We start from the raw sequence: 13467 nt of genomic DNA on the forward strand, positions 1-13467 counted from the left end.
CACCGCCTATCGCGAATGCCCGAACACCAGTTCGATCACGAACTGGCTGCCGAAGAAGGCCAGCAGCAGCAACAGCATCGCCGCCAGCGTCCAGTGCACCGCCTTCATGCCGCGCCAGCCGTAGCGCCGGCGGCCGATCAGCAGCACGCCGAACACGATCCACGACAGCACGCTCAGCACGGTCTTGTGCACCAGCTTCTGCGCCAGCAGGTCGTCGACGAACAGCACCCCGGTGACGAGGGTCAGGGTCAGCAGCGCGAAGCCGACGGTGATCACCCGGAACAGCAGTGATTCCAGGTCGGCCAGCGGCGGCAGTGCCCGCAGCCAAGGCCGGAACTCGCGGCGGCGCAGCGCGCGTTCCTGCAGCCACAGCATGATCGCCAGCAACGCGGCGATGCTCAGCGTGGCGTAGGCCAGCAGGGCCAGCCAGGCGTGGCTGGCCAGGCGCCAGCCCAGTACCTTGCTCGGTTCGTGGCCGTAACCATGGTAGGCCAGCAGCAGCACGGCGGCCAGCGGGAACACCACCACGCCCAGCGCCGACATCCGCCCGCGCGCGCCGACCAGCGACGTCAGCCAGGCCATGCCCAGGCCGACCAGCGACAGTGCGGCGAAGAAGTGCATGTCCGGCCCGCCGTTGGTGCGCATCGCCACCATCACGTGGTAGCCGCCGTGCAGCAGCATGGCGGGCAGGGCCGGCCACAGCCAGATGGGGGAGCCGGTCGTCTCATCGCGGCCAAGCGCGCGCACCAGCAGGGCACTGGCAGCCAGGTAGAGCAGGACGGCGATGAGAACGATTGTCATCGTTGCAGTTTCGCATACCCCCGTGATGCTGGCGACGGCCCCGTGGCCGCAGTCCGGGGAGACAGCCGGACCCGTTATACTGCCTGCCTTATTGTCCCCCGCTTTCAGACAGGTTGCGCCGCATGTTCGAGTCCCTGACCCAGCGCCTTTCCGGCACCATCGAGCGCCTGCGTGGCCGTGGCCGCCTGACCGAGGAGAACATCCGCGAGGCGACCCGCGAAGTGCGCATCGCGCTGCTCGAGGCCGACGTTGCGCTGCCGGTGGTGCAGGCCCTGATCGAGCGCATCAAGGTGCGCGCGGTCGGCCAGGAAGTGCTGAAGTCGCTGACCCCGGGCCAGGCGCTGATCAAGGTCGTGCGCGACGAGCTGACTGCGGTGATGGGCGCCGAAGCCAGCGACCTGAACCTCAATGTGCCCGCTCCGGCCATCATCCTGATGGCGGGCCTGCAGGGCGCCGGCAAGACCACCACCGTGGGCAAGCTGGCCAAGCACCTGAAGGAAAAGCGCAAGAAGAAGGTGATGGTGGTCTCGGCCGACGTCTACCGTCCGGCCGCGATCGAACAGCTGAAGACCCTGGCCGAGCAGGTCGGCGTGCTGTTCTTCCCGTCCAGTGCCGACCAGAAGCCGGAAGCCATTGTCCGCGCCGCCATCGACGATGCACGCAAGTCGTTCGTCGACGTGCTGCTGGTCGATACCGCCGGCCGCCTGGCCATCGACGAAGCGATGATGGCCGAGATCAAGGCCCTGCACGCTGCGGTGAATCCGGCCGAAACGCTGTTCGTGGTCGACGCCATGACCGGCCAGGACGCGGCCAATACCGCCAAGGCCTTCGGCGATGCCCTGCCGCTGACCGGCGTGGTGCTGACCAAGACCGACGGTGACGCCCGCGGCGGCGCCGCGCTGAGCGTGCGCTACATCACCGGCAAGCCGATCAAGTTCGTCGGTGTCAGTGAAAAGCCGGAAGGCCTGGACGTGTTCCACCCGGACCGTATCGCCAGCCGCATCCTCGACATGGGCGACGTGCTGTCGCTGGTCGAGCAGGTCGAGCAGCAGGTCGACAAGGACAAGGCCGCCAAGCTGGCCGAGAAGGTCGCCAAGGGCAAGAAATTCGACCTGAACGACATGCGTGACCAGCTGGAGCAGATGCAGAACATGGGCGGCATCGGCGGCCTGATGGACAAGCTGCCGGGCCTGGGCAACATCCCCGACCATCTGAAGCAGCAGGTCAGCCAGGGCAAGGAAGTGCCGCGCATGATCGCCATCATCAGCTCGATGACCAAGAAGGAACGGCGCAATCCGAACCTGCTCAACGGCTCGCGCCGCGCGCGCATCGCCAAGGGCTCGGGCGTGACGCCGGCCGACGTCAACAAGCTGATGAAGCAGTACATGCAGATGGAAAAGATGATGAGCAAGATGGCCGGCGGTGGCATGAAGGGCATGTTGCGCAGCATGAAGGGCATGATGGGCGCCATGGGCGGCCGCGGCATGCCGTTCCGTTGATGACGGCCCCGTCCGCAATCTGATGTAGCGCCCGGGCCCACGCTCGGGCGGCGGCGCACAAGCGCCGCAGCAGGCCGTCGGGCAGCAGGCTCGACTCTTCCCCTGTCCTGCGCGCACCATGGGGGCCTGTCCGAAACGATGGGCCGTCATGCAGAGTTCCGCTGTAGCTTCCCGCGCCGAGGCGTTCTGCCGGCGCTTTGGCGTTTCCGTTCCGATCCTGCTGGCACCGATGGCCGGTGCCTGCCCGGTACCGTTGTCGGCTGCGCTGGCCAACGCCGGCAGCATGGGCGCAATGGGCGCGGTGTTGTCCTCTTCGGCCGATATCGGTCGCTGGATGGATGACTTCCGCGCAGCCTCCAGCGGTCCGGCGCAGGTGAACCTGTGGATGCCGGACCCTGTACCTGCCCGTGACGTTGCCGCCGAGGCCGCCAGCCGCGCCTTCCTCGCGCAATGGGGCCCGGAGGTGCCGGCCAGCGCCGCCGACGCCACGCCGGCCGACTTCGAAGAACAGTTCGCCGCACTGCTGGCGGCGCGTCCTGCGGTGGCCTCGACCATCATGGGCGTGCTGCTGCCGCGCCACGTGCAGCAGTTGAAGGACGCCGGCATCGCCTGGATCGCCTGTGCCACCACCTTGTCCGAAGCGCGCGCGGCACAGGACGCCGGCGCCGACGCGGTGGTGGCGCAGGGCGCGGAGGCCGGCGGCCATCGTGGTTCCTTTGATCCGGCGATGGCCGAGCGCCAGCTGGTGGGACTGTTTGCGCTGCTGCCGCGCCTGGCCGATCAGCTGCAGATTCCGGTGATTGCCGCCGGCGGCATCGCCGATGGCCGTGGCATCGCTGCCGCACTCACCTTGGGTGCCAGTGCGGTGCAGATCGGCACCGCCTTCCTGCGCACGCCGGAAGCGGCGATCGCTTCGGCGTGGGCCGATGGGCTGGCCGCCAGCGAACCGGAAGATACCTGGCCGACCCGCGCCTTCAGTGGTCGCCTGGGCCGTGGCCTGGCGACGCCCTATGTGCGCGCCGCTGCCGCAGAAGGCGCCCCCGCGCCGCGTCCATACCCGGTGCAGCGCGGCCTGACCGCCCCGATGCGCGGGCAGGCGGCGCAGGACAATCGTCTCGCAGCGATGCAGGCCTGGGCCGGGCAGTCGGCGTGGATGGCGCCGGCGCAGCCGGCCGCCGACGTGCTGCGCGGCATGTGGGAACAGGCGCAGGCACTGCTGCCATGATGGTGAGCTGCAACGGCCGGGCGGCGCAGGTGGAGGATCTCCTGCCGGCGCTGGTGAATTACGGCCACTTCACCTCGCTGCAGGTGCGTGGTGGTGCAGTGCAGGGGCTGGACCTGCATCTGGCGCGGCTGTCACAGGCTACGCGCGAACTGTTCGGCAGCGAACTGGACACGGTGCAGGTACAGGCATGGATGGCGCAGGCATTGCAGCAGTCAGGGCAGGCCGATGCCTCGCTGCGGGTGACGGTGTACTCGCGCCGCTTCGATTTCCGCAATCCGCTGGCGGCGGTGCCGGTGGACGTGCTGGTGGCGGTGTCAGCGCCGGTGACGCTGACCGTCGCCAAGCGCGTGCGCAGCGTGGCCTGGCAGCGTGAACTGCCGCAGATCAAGCACGTCGGCACGTTTGGTTTGTTCGCCGAACGCCGCGCGGCGCTGGCGGCCGGATTCGACGATGCGCTGTTCGTGACCGCCGATGGCGACGTGAGTGAAGGCAGCACCTGGAACCTGGCCGTGCACGATGGTGAGCGGCTGCTCTGGCCACAGGCGCCGGCCCTGCGCGGGACTGCCGAGGCACTGCTGAAGCAGCATTGGCCGGGACCTCAGGTCACTCAGCCGCTGCCGCTGGCCGATCTGGCCGGCGTGAAGGCGGCTTTTGCCTGCAACGCCAGCGGCCTGTGGGCGCTGGAGGCCATTGACGGGCATGTCCTGCCCGGCTCGCAGGCGCTGGCTGAACAGGGCAGGGTGGTGCTGGCGGCGGTGGCCTGGCAGGGATTGGGGTCAGCCCGCTTTTGCGGCACAAAAGCGATCTGACCCCCCGGGGTTGGCCCGGCCGCGATCTGCCGCTATAATCGCCCGCTTACCTCGCCATCCTGGCGACTGGGCAATAGGAAAAACACCATGGTCAAGATCCGACTGACCCGCGGCGGCGCCAAGAAGCGTCCGTTCTACCACATCATCGTCACCGACGTGCGCAGCGCGCGCGACGGCCGCAACATCGAGCGCGTTGGCTTCTACAACCCGGTCGCCCAGGGCGCCGAGAAGCGCATCGAGCTGGACCTGGCCCGCGTTGACCATTGGGTCAAGAACGGCGCCCAGCCGACCGACAAGGTCCGCAACCTGATCAAGGAAGCGACCAAGTCCCAGGCCGCTGCGGCCTGATCCTGACGGGCCACGCTTCGGCGTGGCCCTCTTGGTTGACGCAGATGAAAGATATCGAGCGCCGCATCCTGCTGGGCAGGGTTGTCGGCGCTTTTGGTGTGCGCGGCGAAATCAAGCTCGAGTCCTGGACCGAGCCTCGTTCCGCCATTTTCCGTTACCAGCCGTGGATCGTGCGCAGCCCGTCCGGCGTGGAAACCACGGTTGAGGGTGTACGCGGCCGCGACAGCGGCAAGCACCTGGTGGCCCGTTTTCCCGGGGTCGAGGATCGCGATGTGGTCGAAGCGATGCGCGGCACCGAGATCTACGTGGCCCGCAGTGCCCTGCCGCCGCCGAAGCCCGATGAGTATTACTGGGTGGACCTGGAAGGCCTGGATGTGAAGACCACCGAGGGCGTTGCCCTGGGCCAGGTCTCGCATCTGTTCAGCACCGGCGCCAATGACGTGGTGGTGGTCCGGGGTGATCGCGAGCGGATGATTCCGTTCGTGCAGCCGGACTTCGTCAAATCCGTCGATTTCGAGGCCAACCTGATCGTGGTCGACTGGGACCCCGAGTTCTGAGTGTGAGCATGCGTTTCGACGTCATCACCCTGTTTCCCGAGTTCCTCGCCCAGTCCGCTGGACTGGGCGTGGTCGGGCGCGCGCAGGAGAAGGGACTGTTCAGCCTGCATGGCTGGAACCCCCGTGATTACGCCGAAGGCAACTACCGCCGGGTGGACGACCGTCCGTTCGGCGGTGGCCCGGGCATGGTGATGCTGATCGAGCCGCTGCAGGCCTGCCTGCAGGCGATCCGCGAGGCCGATCCAACCCCGGCGCGGGTGATCTACCTCAGCCCGCAGGGCGCGCCGTTGACCCAGGCCAAGGTGCGGGAACTGGCGGCGCTGCCGCGCATGGTCCTGCTCTGTGGCCGCTACGAGGGCATCGACGAGCGTTTCCTGGAGGCCAATGTCGACGAGGAAATCTCCCTCGGCGACTACGTGCTGTCCGGGGGCGAGCTGGGCGCGGCGGTGATCATCGACGCCGTGGCCCGCCTGCAGGACGGTGCCCTGAACGATGCGGAGTCGGCGGCGCAGGACAGCTTCGAGGGCGACCTCGGTCTGCTCGACTGCCCGCATTACAGCCAGCCGGCCCAGCACCCGCTGGGGGACGTGCCGGAGGTGCTGCGCTCGGGCAACCACGCTGCCATCGCCGCCTGGCGCCGCCAGCAGTCGCTGCTCCGGACCGCCCAGCGGCGCCCGGACCTGCTGGATGAACAGGCACTGGGCAAGGCCGACCGCAAACTGCTGGAGCAGGGCCGCCAGGCCCGGAACCAGAAGGCCAGCCCCTAGCGCAGGGCTGGCTTTATCGGCTATCATGGCCAATTCCCGCCAGCCCCGGTTGGCGCGCGCAGTACCCAAAACAAACGTGCAGCACAGTCCGGTGACTGCATGAGCCCACGTTGTCGATATGACACGCCCACCCGAACAAGAATCGGTGTAACCCATGAGCAAGCTGAACAAGTCCATCGTCGCGGAATTCGAATCCGCCCAGATCACCCGTGAACTGCCGAAGTTCAGCCAGGGCGACACCGTTGTCGTCAACGTGAAGGTGAAGGAAGGCAGCCGCGAGCGCGTGCAGGCCTACGAAGGCGTCGTCATCGCCACCAAGAATGCCGGCCTGAACTCCTCGTTCACCGTCCGCAAGATCTCGCACGGCTACGGCGTCGAGCGCGTTTTCCAGACCCACAGCGCCATCATCGACTCGGTCGAAGTGAAGCGTCGTGGTAAGGTCCGCGCCGGCAAGCTGTACTACCTGCGTGGCCTGGAAGGCAAGGCTGCCCGCATCAAGGAAGACCTGGCTGCCGCTGCTGCCGCCAAGGCTGCCCGTCTGGCCGACAAGGCCTGATAAACAACTTCGGTTGTTGCCGCGACGGCCACCTTCGGGTGGCCGTTTGCGTTTCCGGCATCGCATCGGCCACGATCAGGTGATGAGCGACATCAACCCGCGCTATCCTGCCGTGATCCAGTCGGCGCTGCGCTTCCTGGACGGCCAGGGGCTGGCGCGCGTGCAGTCGGCACCGCTGCTGCATCGCCTGCTGTGGCGCCTGGGCATTGCACTGCCGCCGCCGATCCTGGCCGGATTTGCTACCAACGCGTTGGTGCAGGGCCTGCTGTTCGGGCTGTTCTGGACCGCGCTGATGTGGCTGATGCTGTGGCAGGGCAGCGAGCGCCCGCTGGCGCTGTTGCTGGTGGCCGGCCTGTCGGCTGGCGTGCTGTTCGGCATGGTGATGGCGGCGCTGATGCGCTCGCTGCGCCGCCACCGCAAGCTGCCGGACTGGCGACGGTTCCGCGCACGGCAGGCAGACTGAGCCGATGGCGCACTGCGCCGTGACCACACGGCGGGCCCGCGCTAGGCTGCAGCTTCATCCCGATGCCCGTGCCGTGCGATGCCTGCCAAGCGAACCGCACCTTCCACTGCGCCCACGCTGCTGTCCGGTGGCAACCCGCAGATCGCCAAGGGCGAGGGCGATGCGCCGGTGCAGGCATACATCGCCGCCATGCCGGACTGGAAACGTGCGATCGGCGCGCGACTGGATGCATTGATCGAGCAGGCCGTACCTGGCGTGCACAAGGCGGTGAAGTGGAACTCGCCGATGTATGCGGTTGCGCCGGGCGAAGGGTGGTTTCTCAGCTTCCATTGCTTCACCCGCTACATCAAGGTGGCGTTCTTCCGCGGCGCGGCACTGGCGCCAGTGCCGCCCGAGCCGTCCAGGAGCGCCAATACGCGTTACCTGCACATCTTCGAAGATGCCCCGTTGGATGAAACGCAGTTCCGCGACTGGGTGCGCCAGGTCGCCGCGTTGCCCGGCGAGCGCATGTAACCCCGACGTTCCGATTCCCTTCCCGACGAGAGCCGCTGATGGTCACGCATGCACCGAACCCTGCCGATGCCGGAACACCGGCCGCTGAACTGATCGACGCGCGCATCGCCGAACTGGGTGACTGGCGCGGCGAAACGCTGGCACGCGTGCGCGCCTTGATCCATGAAGCCCTGCCCGACGTGCAGGAAACCTGGAAGTGGCGCGGCACGCCGGTGTGGGAGCAGGACGGCATCCTGTGCACCGGCGAAACCTACAGGCAGGCGGTGAAACTGACCTTCGCCCACGGCGCGGCGCTGCCGGACCCGAAGGGCCTGTTCAATGCCAGCCTGGACGGCAACACGCGGCGTGCGATCGATATCCATCAAGGCGCGATGCCGGATGCCGCTACGTTCAAGGCGCTGCTGCGCGCGGCGGCGACGTTCAACGCGGCGAAGAAGAAGCGCTGACCGTCTTCTGTAGAGCCGAGCCCATGCTCGGCTGACAGGCCTGTGCGGACCAACGGTCCGCACCCACCTCAACGTGGCGGCGCTGGCTCCAGTGCCGCATCCGGGTCGGCCACCGGCGAGGGTGGGCAGGCGGGAATCTCCGAGGGCGTGGCCAGCGCTTCGGCATGCGAGGGCTTGCCCATCATCTTCGCCTTGCGCCAGCCACCCCAGCGGTAATACGCCAGCGACAGCAGCATCGACACCAGCGAGCTGACCGGGAAGCTCCACCAGATCGCATCGGCGCCCCAGTAAGGCTGCAGCAGTTCGGCGAACGGCACGCGCACGCCCCACAGCGAGCCAGCCAGGATCAGCAGCGGTGGAATCACCGCGCCGGTGGAGCGCACCACGCCGGAGATCACGAAGCTGACGCCGAAGAACAGGAACGAGCCGATCACTACGTGGTTGAGGTGGCGCGCGATCTCCAGCGCCTGGCTGGCCGGTGGCAGGAACAGCGCCAGCAGCTGGCGATCGAACAGCACCAGCGGCAGGATCAACGCGCCGGTCAGCAGGAAGTTGAACAGCACGCCTTGGCGCGCGGTGCCGCGCACGCGGTCCCAGCGCTGCGCCCCCACGTTCTGTGCGGCCATCGAAGAGCACGCTGCACCGATCGCCATCGCTGGCATCTGCAGGTAGTTCCACAGTTGCAGGGCAGCGCCGTAGCCCGCGCCGGTGTCGGTCCCGTACTGGTTGACCATGGTCATCAGCAGGATCACCGACAGCGAGATCAGCACCATCTGCAGGCCCATCGGCACGCCCTTGACCACCAGCGCCTTGAGGATGGTCATGTCGAGCTTGAACAGGCGCATGTCGGCGCGGCCCAGCCACAGGGTGTGGCGCTTGTGCCGCATGTACAGCAGCAGGCCGGCCAGCGACAGCGTCTGCGCGACCAGCGTGGCCCACGCCGAGCCGGCGATGCCCAGCGCAGGGAACGGCCCCATGCCGAAGATCAGTACCGGGTTCAGCACGATGTCCAGCGCCACCGACACCATCAGGAAACGGAATGGCGTGCGCGAATCACCGGCACCGCGCAGCGCGGCGGTGAGGAAGGCGAACGCGTACAGCGTCGGCATCGCCAGGAAGATGATCTGCAGGTAGGCCTCGGCCAATGGCAGCGAAGCGGCCGGCGTGCCCATCGCCGCCAGCAGCGGATGGGCCATGAACCAGCCGGCGAGGGCGATGATCACCGACAGGCCGATGAAGAAGGTGGCGCTGGTGCCGACCACGCGCCGCGCCTGCGCGATGTCGCGCGCGCCGATCGCCTGGCCGATCAGGATGGTGGAGGCCATGCCGAAACCGAACACCGAGCCGATCAGGAAGAACATGATGTTGTTGGCGTTCGCGGTGGCGGTCAGTGCCGCCTCGCCCAGGAAGCGCCCGACCCAGACCGCGTTCACCGAACCGTTCAGCGACTGCGCGATGTTGCCCGCCAGGATCGGCAGGGAGAACAACAGGAGATTGCGCCCGATCGGGCCGGAGGTCAGGTCAAGCGGCGCTTTGGCCATGGAGTGGTGATCGAATCCCGGGAGGCGCACACTAGCACCAAGCCAGTTTGCGGGATGTGGCAATGCATCAACGACTGCAGGTGGAGCGGAGGTTGGCGCTGGCCTTGATCGGCGCTGTATTGGCCGCATGTTCGATGGACGACCGGCTGGGTGATACCCAGATCCGGCCAACCGACCGTCCCGAGTGCCTGGTCGGCAGCCAGCGCCAGGACCTGGCCTCCGGGGTGCGGCCATTGATCGGCGGCACCGGCTGCCGGGCCGACCCGGACAACCCGCGTCCCCTCAACAAGCCACTGGAGTAGCCTGCCCCCATGCCCGAGCTTTCCCCGCTGTCACCCAGTGTCCGCCTGGACATCTGGTTGTGGGCGGCCCGTTTCTTCAAGACCCGCAGCCTGGCCAAGCAGGCGATCGAGACCGGCAAGGTCAGCGTTGCCGGGCAGCGTCCGAAATCCTCACGCGCGGTGCGCGTGGGCGAGCAGCTTCAGGTCGACCGTGGTGAAGAGCATTTCGAGGTCCAGGTGCTCGGCCTGAGCGATCAGCGCGGGCCCGCAGCGACGGCGCAGCAGCTGTATGCCGAGAGCGAGGCCTCCAAGGCGCGTCGTGCCGAACAGCGTGCGCTGCGCATCGCCGCGCGTGACGGGTTCCAGCCGCCGGAGCACAAGCCGGACAAGCGCGCACGCCGGTTGATCCGCGCGCTGGGGGACATCGACGCGCTGTGACGCAGCCCCGGCGTTCGCCGGCGACATCACCTTCCGGGATACGCCGCAGCGCGGTGGCAACGGCTTCAACGAGAGCTCGCCGGACCGTGCCTGCGTCCAGGCGCTGCGGGACGCCAGCCGAAATGGCGTACTGCTGCGGAGAGCATGCGAACCGACGCTTCGCACCCGGTTGAGCGCGCCGGTAGCGCCGGGCCATGCCCGGCGACTACCCCGAACGCCTCAACCGTGCAGGTCGTAGCGGTCCAGTTCCATCACCCGCGTCCAGGCGGCGATGAAATCCTGCACGAACTTCTTCTCGCCATCGGCGCTGGCATAGACCTCGGCCAATGCGCGCAGCACCGCGTTTGAGCCGAACACCAGGTCGGTGCGGGTACCGGTCCAGCGCACAGCGCCGTCGGTGCGGCCACGGCCTTCGTAGCTTTCGCGGCCGGTGGCCTTCCACTGCGTACCCATGTCCAGCAGGTTGACGAAGAAGTCGTTGCTGAGCGTGCCTGGGCGCGTGGTGAACACGCCGTGCTTGCCACCATCGGCATTGGCACCGAGCACGCGCAGGCCGCCGACCAGCACGGTCATCTCCGGCGCGGTCAGCGTAAGCAGCTGCGCCTTGTCGATCAGCAGCGCCTCCCCGGGCACGCTGTAGGCGCCCTTCAGGTAATTGCGGAAGCCATCGGCGACCGGCTCGAGCACCGCGAACGATTCGACGTCGGTCTGTTCCTGGCTGGCGTCGGTGCGGCCCGGGGTGAACGGCACGCTGACCTCATGGCCACCGGCCTTGGCCGCCTGTTCGACACCTACGCCACCGGCCAGCACGATCAGGTCGGCCAGTGACACGTGCTTGCCGCCGGCATTGAAGCTGGCCTGCACCTTTTCCAGCGCGGCCAGCACCTTGGCCAGCTGCTGCGGCTGGTTCACCTCCCAGTCCTTCTGCGGCGCCAGGCGGATGCGCGCACCGTTGGCGCCGCCGCGCTTGTCCGAACCACGGAAGGTCGAAGCCGACGCCCATGCGGTGGACACCAGCTCGGCGACGCTCAGGCCCGCTGCGGCGATCTGCTGCTTCAGCGCGGCGATGTCCTTGGCGTCGATCAGCGGGTGCTGTGCTTCCGGCAGCGGGTCCTGCCAGATGAACTGTTCGGCCGGAATTTCCGGGCCGAGGTAACGTGCGCGCGGGCCCATGTCGCGGTGGGTCAGCTTGAACCAGGCGCGGGCGAAGGCATCGGCGAAGGCCTGGGGCTCGGCGAGGAACCGGCGCGAGATCTTCTCGTAGGCCGGATCCATGCGCAGCGACAGGTCGGTGGTGAGCATGGTGGGGCGGTGCTTCTTCGACGGGTCGTGCGCGTCGGGAATCACCGCTTCGGCGTTCTTGGCCACCCACTGGTGGGCACCGGCCGGGCTCTTGCTCAGCTCCCATTCGTTGCCGAACAGGATTTCGAAGAAATCGTGGCTCCACTGCGCCGGGGTGCGCGTCCAGGTCACTTCCAGGCCGCTGGTGATGGCGTCGCCGCCCTTGCCGCTGCGGAAGCTGCTGGCCCAGCCCAGGCCCTGGTTTTCCAGCCCGGCGGCTTCCGGTTCCTTGCCGACGTTGTCGGCCGGGCCGGCACCGTGGGTTTTGCCGAAGCTGTGGCCGCCGGCGATAAGCGCGACGGTTTCCTCGTCGTCCATGGCCATGCGGCCGAACGTATCGCGGATGTCATGCGCGGCCAGCACCGGATCCGGGTTGCCATCCGGCCCCTCCGGATTGACGTAGATCAGGCCCATCTGCACTGCGGCCAGCGGGTTTTCCAGCGTGCGCGAGTGCACGTCGCCGTCGGCATCGTCATCGGATACGAGCACGCCATGGTTCTCTTCAACGCCTTCCGAGCCATGCTTGTAGCGCACGTCACCGCCCAGCCAGGTGGTTTCGCGGCCCCAGTACACATCCTGGTCCGGCTCCCAGGTATCGGGGCGGCCGCCGGCAAAGCCCAGGGTCTTGAACCCCATCGATTCCAGCGCGACGTTACCGGTGAGGATGAGCAGGTCGGCCCAGGAAATGGCCTGGCCGTACTTCTGCTTGATCGGCCACAGCAGGCGCCGGGCCTTGTCCAGGCTGACATTGTCCGGCCAGCTGTTGAGCGGTGCGAAGCGCTGCTGGCCACGACCGCCGCCGCCGCGGCCGTCGCCGATGCGATAGGTGCCGGCACTGTGCCAGGCCATGCGGATGAACAGGCCACCGTAGTGCCCGAAGTCGGCCGGCCACCAGTCCTGCGAATCGGTCATCAGCGCCTTCAGGTCCGCCTTCAGCGCGGCGTAGTCCAGCCCCTTGAAGGCCTTGGCGTAATCGAAGCCGGCATCGAGCGGATTGGAGCGCGCCGAATGCTGGTTGAGCAGGTCCACGCGCAACTGGTTCGGCCACCAGTCGCGGTTGGTCGTCGCGTCGCCGACGACGGCATGGTTGAACGGGCACTTCGCTTCGCTTTTCATGGGTCTCTACCTGTGGACTGGCGAAAGGTGGAATCGGGGGAGGCCTGACCACGATAGGTGGCGCCTAGCAATGGGTAAATTCGATTGATTCAACCGATGCGATAGTGGTGAACTATGGAGCCGTCCGACTAGGACGGTCGTGTCCGATCAACGCTTCAGCAGACCCGCGCCCAGCTTCATCAAGTCACTGGCTCCGAACTGGCCGTCGCCGTCCTGGTCCAGGACGCCGCCGAGCAGGTTGCCGATGCCGCCGGACTGCTGCGTTTCCTGGCCCAATGCCTGGCTCAGCTGGCCTGCGTTGCCACCCTGGGCGAAGCGCTGGGCCAGGAAGGACATGACGATGGGGGCGAGGATTGCCAGCAGCTTGCCCGAAGTGCCGCTGTCGAGACCGGTCTTCTGCCCGAGCAGTTGTGCCGCCTGCGGTTGCTGGCCACCGAACACGTGGCCGAGGATGCCGGCGCCATCGGTGGCGCCGCTGCCGCCCCCGCCCATCACCGCGCCCAGGATCCCGCCCAGGTCGAAACCGCCGCCACCGCTGTGGTCGCGCTGCAACGCGTTGAGCAGCGACTGCGCGCCCTGCGGCTCACTGGCGTTCTGCCCCATCGCGCCGAGCAGCAGGGGCAGGGCGCTGCCGACGGCCTGGGCGGTCTGGCTGCTGTCCAGGCCGAGTTGCTGGGACAGCTGCTGCAGGCCCTGGCCCTGCTGCAGCTGCTGGAAGAGGGATGCAGCGAGCGATTCGGTGTTCATGGCAGTCTCTGTTCTGTGA

The 13467-nt window shown here is 67.6% G+C and carries 16 protein-coding genes; 12 read left to right on the forward strand and 4 right to left on the reverse strand.

The window, feature by feature from the left end; genetic code table 11:
- Positions 1-6 precede the first annotated feature (6 nt).
- Positions 7-801 (reverse strand): cytochrome C assembly family protein, encoded by a 795-nt coding sequence (locus A7X97_RS13545; RefSeq protein ID WP_005415730.1) that lies wholly within the window; start codon positions 799-801, stop codon positions 7-9.
- A gap of 122 nt (positions 802-923) precedes the next feature.
- Here A7X97_RS13545 and ffh point away from each other — a divergent pair, with 122 nt between their 5' ends.
- From ffh to A7X97_RS13595, 10 genes are all read left to right on the forward strand, one after another.
- Complete coding sequence (gene ffh, locus A7X97_RS13550) at positions 924-2300, forward strand: signal recognition particle protein (protein WP_005408591.1); 1377 nt, start codon at positions 924-926, stop codon at positions 2298-2300.
- A gap of 148 nt (positions 2301-2448) precedes the next feature.
- Complete coding sequence (locus A7X97_RS13555; RefSeq protein ID WP_088496957.1) at positions 2449-3525, forward strand: NAD(P)H-dependent flavin oxidoreductase; 1077 nt, start codon at positions 2449-2451, stop codon at positions 3523-3525.
- Positions 3522-4334, forward strand: coding sequence for an aminotransferase class IV family protein (locus tag A7X97_RS13560; RefSeq protein WP_088496958.1), 813 nt, complete (start codon positions 3522-3524; stop codon positions 4332-4334). Before A7X97_RS13555 ends, A7X97_RS13560 begins: the two co-directional genes overlap by 4 nt.
- 87 nt (positions 4335-4421) lie before the next feature.
- Positions 4422-4682 (forward strand): 30S ribosomal protein S16, encoded by a 261-nt coding sequence (rpsP, locus tag A7X97_RS13565; RefSeq protein WP_005415733.1) that lies wholly within the window; start codon positions 4422-4424, stop codon positions 4680-4682.
- A 44-nt stretch (positions 4683-4726) separates the two neighbouring features.
- Entirely contained in the window at positions 4727-5239 is a 513-nt protein-coding gene (gene rimM / locus A7X97_RS13570; protein WP_005415734.1) for a ribosome maturation factor RimM, read from the forward strand.
- Between the two features lie 8 nt (positions 5240-5247).
- Entirely contained in the window at positions 5248-6006 is a 759-nt protein-coding gene (gene trmD, locus A7X97_RS13575; protein WP_005415735.1) for a tRNA (guanosine(37)-N1)-methyltransferase TrmD, read from the forward strand.
- A gap of 154 nt (positions 6007-6160) precedes the next feature.
- Positions 6161-6562, forward strand: a complete 402-nt coding sequence (gene rplS, locus A7X97_RS13580) for a 50S ribosomal protein L19 (protein ID WP_005415736.1) — start codon at positions 6161-6163, stop codon at positions 6560-6562.
- Between the two features lie 82 nt (positions 6563-6644).
- Positions 6645-7025, forward strand: coding sequence for a DUF6404 family protein (locus tag A7X97_RS13585; RefSeq protein WP_072166884.1), 381 nt, complete (start codon positions 6645-6647; stop codon positions 7023-7025).
- Between the two features lie 78 nt (positions 7026-7103).
- Positions 7104-7538, forward strand: coding sequence for a DUF1801 domain-containing protein (locus A7X97_RS13590; protein ID WP_088496959.1), 435 nt, complete (start codon positions 7104-7106; stop codon positions 7536-7538).
- 38 nt (positions 7539-7576) lie between these two features.
- Positions 7577-7984: a DUF1801 domain-containing protein gene (locus A7X97_RS13595; RefSeq protein WP_072166882.1), complete on the forward strand. Its 408-nt coding sequence runs from the start codon at positions 7577-7579 to the stop codon at positions 7982-7984.
- Between the two features lie 68 nt (positions 7985-8052).
- Here the strand turns inward: A7X97_RS13595 and A7X97_RS13600 are convergent, their stop codons facing one another.
- Positions 8053-9525: an MATE family efflux transporter gene (locus A7X97_RS13600; protein WP_088496960.1), complete on the reverse strand. Its 1473-nt coding sequence runs from the start codon at positions 9523-9525 to the stop codon at positions 8053-8055.
- 62 nt (positions 9526-9587) lie between these two features.
- Here A7X97_RS13600 and A7X97_RS13605 point away from each other — a divergent pair, with 62 nt between their 5' ends.
- Together A7X97_RS13605 and A7X97_RS13610 are read left to right on the forward strand one after the other, a co-directional pair.
- On the forward strand, positions 9588-9827 hold the full coding sequence (locus A7X97_RS13605) for a hypothetical protein (protein ID WP_088496961.1): 240 nt from the start codon (positions 9588-9590) through the stop codon (positions 9825-9827).
- 9 nt (positions 9828-9836) lie between these two features.
- On the forward strand, positions 9837-10244 hold the full coding sequence (locus A7X97_RS13610; protein ID WP_005415742.1) for an RNA-binding S4 domain-containing protein: 408 nt from the start codon (positions 9837-9839) through the stop codon (positions 10242-10244).
- Between the two features lie 219 nt (positions 10245-10463).
- Here the strand turns inward: A7X97_RS13610 and katG are convergent, their stop codons facing one another.
- Together katG and A7X97_RS13620 are read right to left on the reverse strand one after the other, a co-directional pair.
- Positions 10464-12701, reverse strand: a complete 2238-nt coding sequence (gene katG, locus A7X97_RS13615; RefSeq protein ID WP_072166880.1) for a catalase/peroxidase HPI — start codon at positions 12699-12701, stop codon at positions 10464-10466.
- A gap of 147 nt (positions 12702-12848) precedes the next feature.
- The gene (locus A7X97_RS13620; RefSeq protein ID WP_088496962.1) at positions 12849-13448 is read right to left on the reverse strand and encodes a DUF937 domain-containing protein; all 600 of its coding nucleotides are present in this window, start codon (positions 13446-13448) and stop codon (positions 12849-12851) included.
- Between the last annotated feature and the right edge of the window lie 19 nt (positions 13449-13467).

Origin of the sequence: Stenotrophomonas sepilia, from assembly GCF_003244875.1 — a bacterium.
GTDB lineage: Bacteria > Pseudomonadota > Gammaproteobacteria > Xanthomonadales > Xanthomonadaceae > Stenotrophomonas > Stenotrophomonas sepilia.

What these genes read in the sequence shown, in the direction of transcription:
- A7X97_RS13610 (WP_005415742.1), top strand. Translation starts at nt 9,837, where the DNA reads ATGCCCGAGCTTTCCCCGCTGTCACCCAGTGTCCGCCTGGACATCTGG.
- A7X97_RS13620 (WP_088496962.1), bottom strand. Translation starts at nt 13,448, where the DNA reads ATGAACACCGAATCGCTCGCTGCATCCCTCTTCCAGCAGCTGCAGCAG.
- A7X97_RS13590 (WP_088496959.1), top strand. Translation starts at nt 7,104, where the DNA reads ATGCCTGCCAAGCGAACCGCACCTTCCACTGCGCCCACGCTGCTGTCC.
- A7X97_RS13585 (WP_072166884.1), top strand. Translation starts at nt 6,645, where the DNA reads ATGAGCGACATCAACCCGCGCTATCCTGCCGTGATCCAGTCGGCGCTG.
- A7X97_RS13600 (WP_088496960.1), bottom strand. Translation starts at nt 9,525, where the DNA reads ATGGCCAAAGCGCCGCTTGACCTGACCTCCGGCCCGATCGGGCGCAAT.
- A7X97_RS13595 (WP_072166882.1), top strand. Translation starts at nt 7,577, where the DNA reads ATGGTCACGCATGCACCGAACCCTGCCGATGCCGGAACACCGGCCGCT.
- A7X97_RS13560 (WP_088496958.1), top strand. Translation starts at nt 3,522, where the DNA reads ATGATGGTGAGCTGCAACGGCCGGGCGGCGCAGGTGGAGGATCTCCTG.
- rplS (WP_005415736.1), top strand. Translation starts at nt 6,161, where the DNA reads ATGAGCAAGCTGAACAAGTCCATCGTCGCGGAATTCGAATCCGCCCAG.
- rpsP (WP_005415733.1), top strand. Translation starts at nt 4,422, where the DNA reads ATGGTCAAGATCCGACTGACCCGCGGCGGCGCCAAGAAGCGTCCGTTC.
- A7X97_RS13545 (WP_005415730.1), bottom strand. Translation starts at nt 801, where the DNA reads ATGACAATCGTTCTCATCGCCGTCCTGCTCTACCTGGCTGCCAGTGCC.
- rimM (WP_005415734.1), top strand. Translation starts at nt 4,727, where the DNA reads ATGAAAGATATCGAGCGCCGCATCCTGCTGGGCAGGGTTGTCGGCGCT.
- ffh (WP_005408591.1), top strand. Translation starts at nt 924, where the DNA reads ATGTTCGAGTCCCTGACCCAGCGCCTTTCCGGCACCATCGAGCGCCTG.
- A7X97_RS13555 (WP_088496957.1), top strand. Translation starts at nt 2,449, where the DNA reads ATGCAGAGTTCCGCTGTAGCTTCCCGCGCCGAGGCGTTCTGCCGGCGC.
- katG (WP_072166880.1), bottom strand. Translation starts at nt 12,701, where the DNA reads ATGAAAAGCGAAGCGAAGTGCCCGTTCAACCATGCCGTCGTCGGCGAC.
- A7X97_RS13605 (WP_088496961.1), top strand. Translation starts at nt 9,588, where the DNA reads ATGCATCAACGACTGCAGGTGGAGCGGAGGTTGGCGCTGGCCTTGATC.
- trmD (WP_005415735.1), top strand. Translation starts at nt 5,248, where the DNA reads ATGCGTTTCGACGTCATCACCCTGTTTCCCGAGTTCCTCGCCCAGTCC.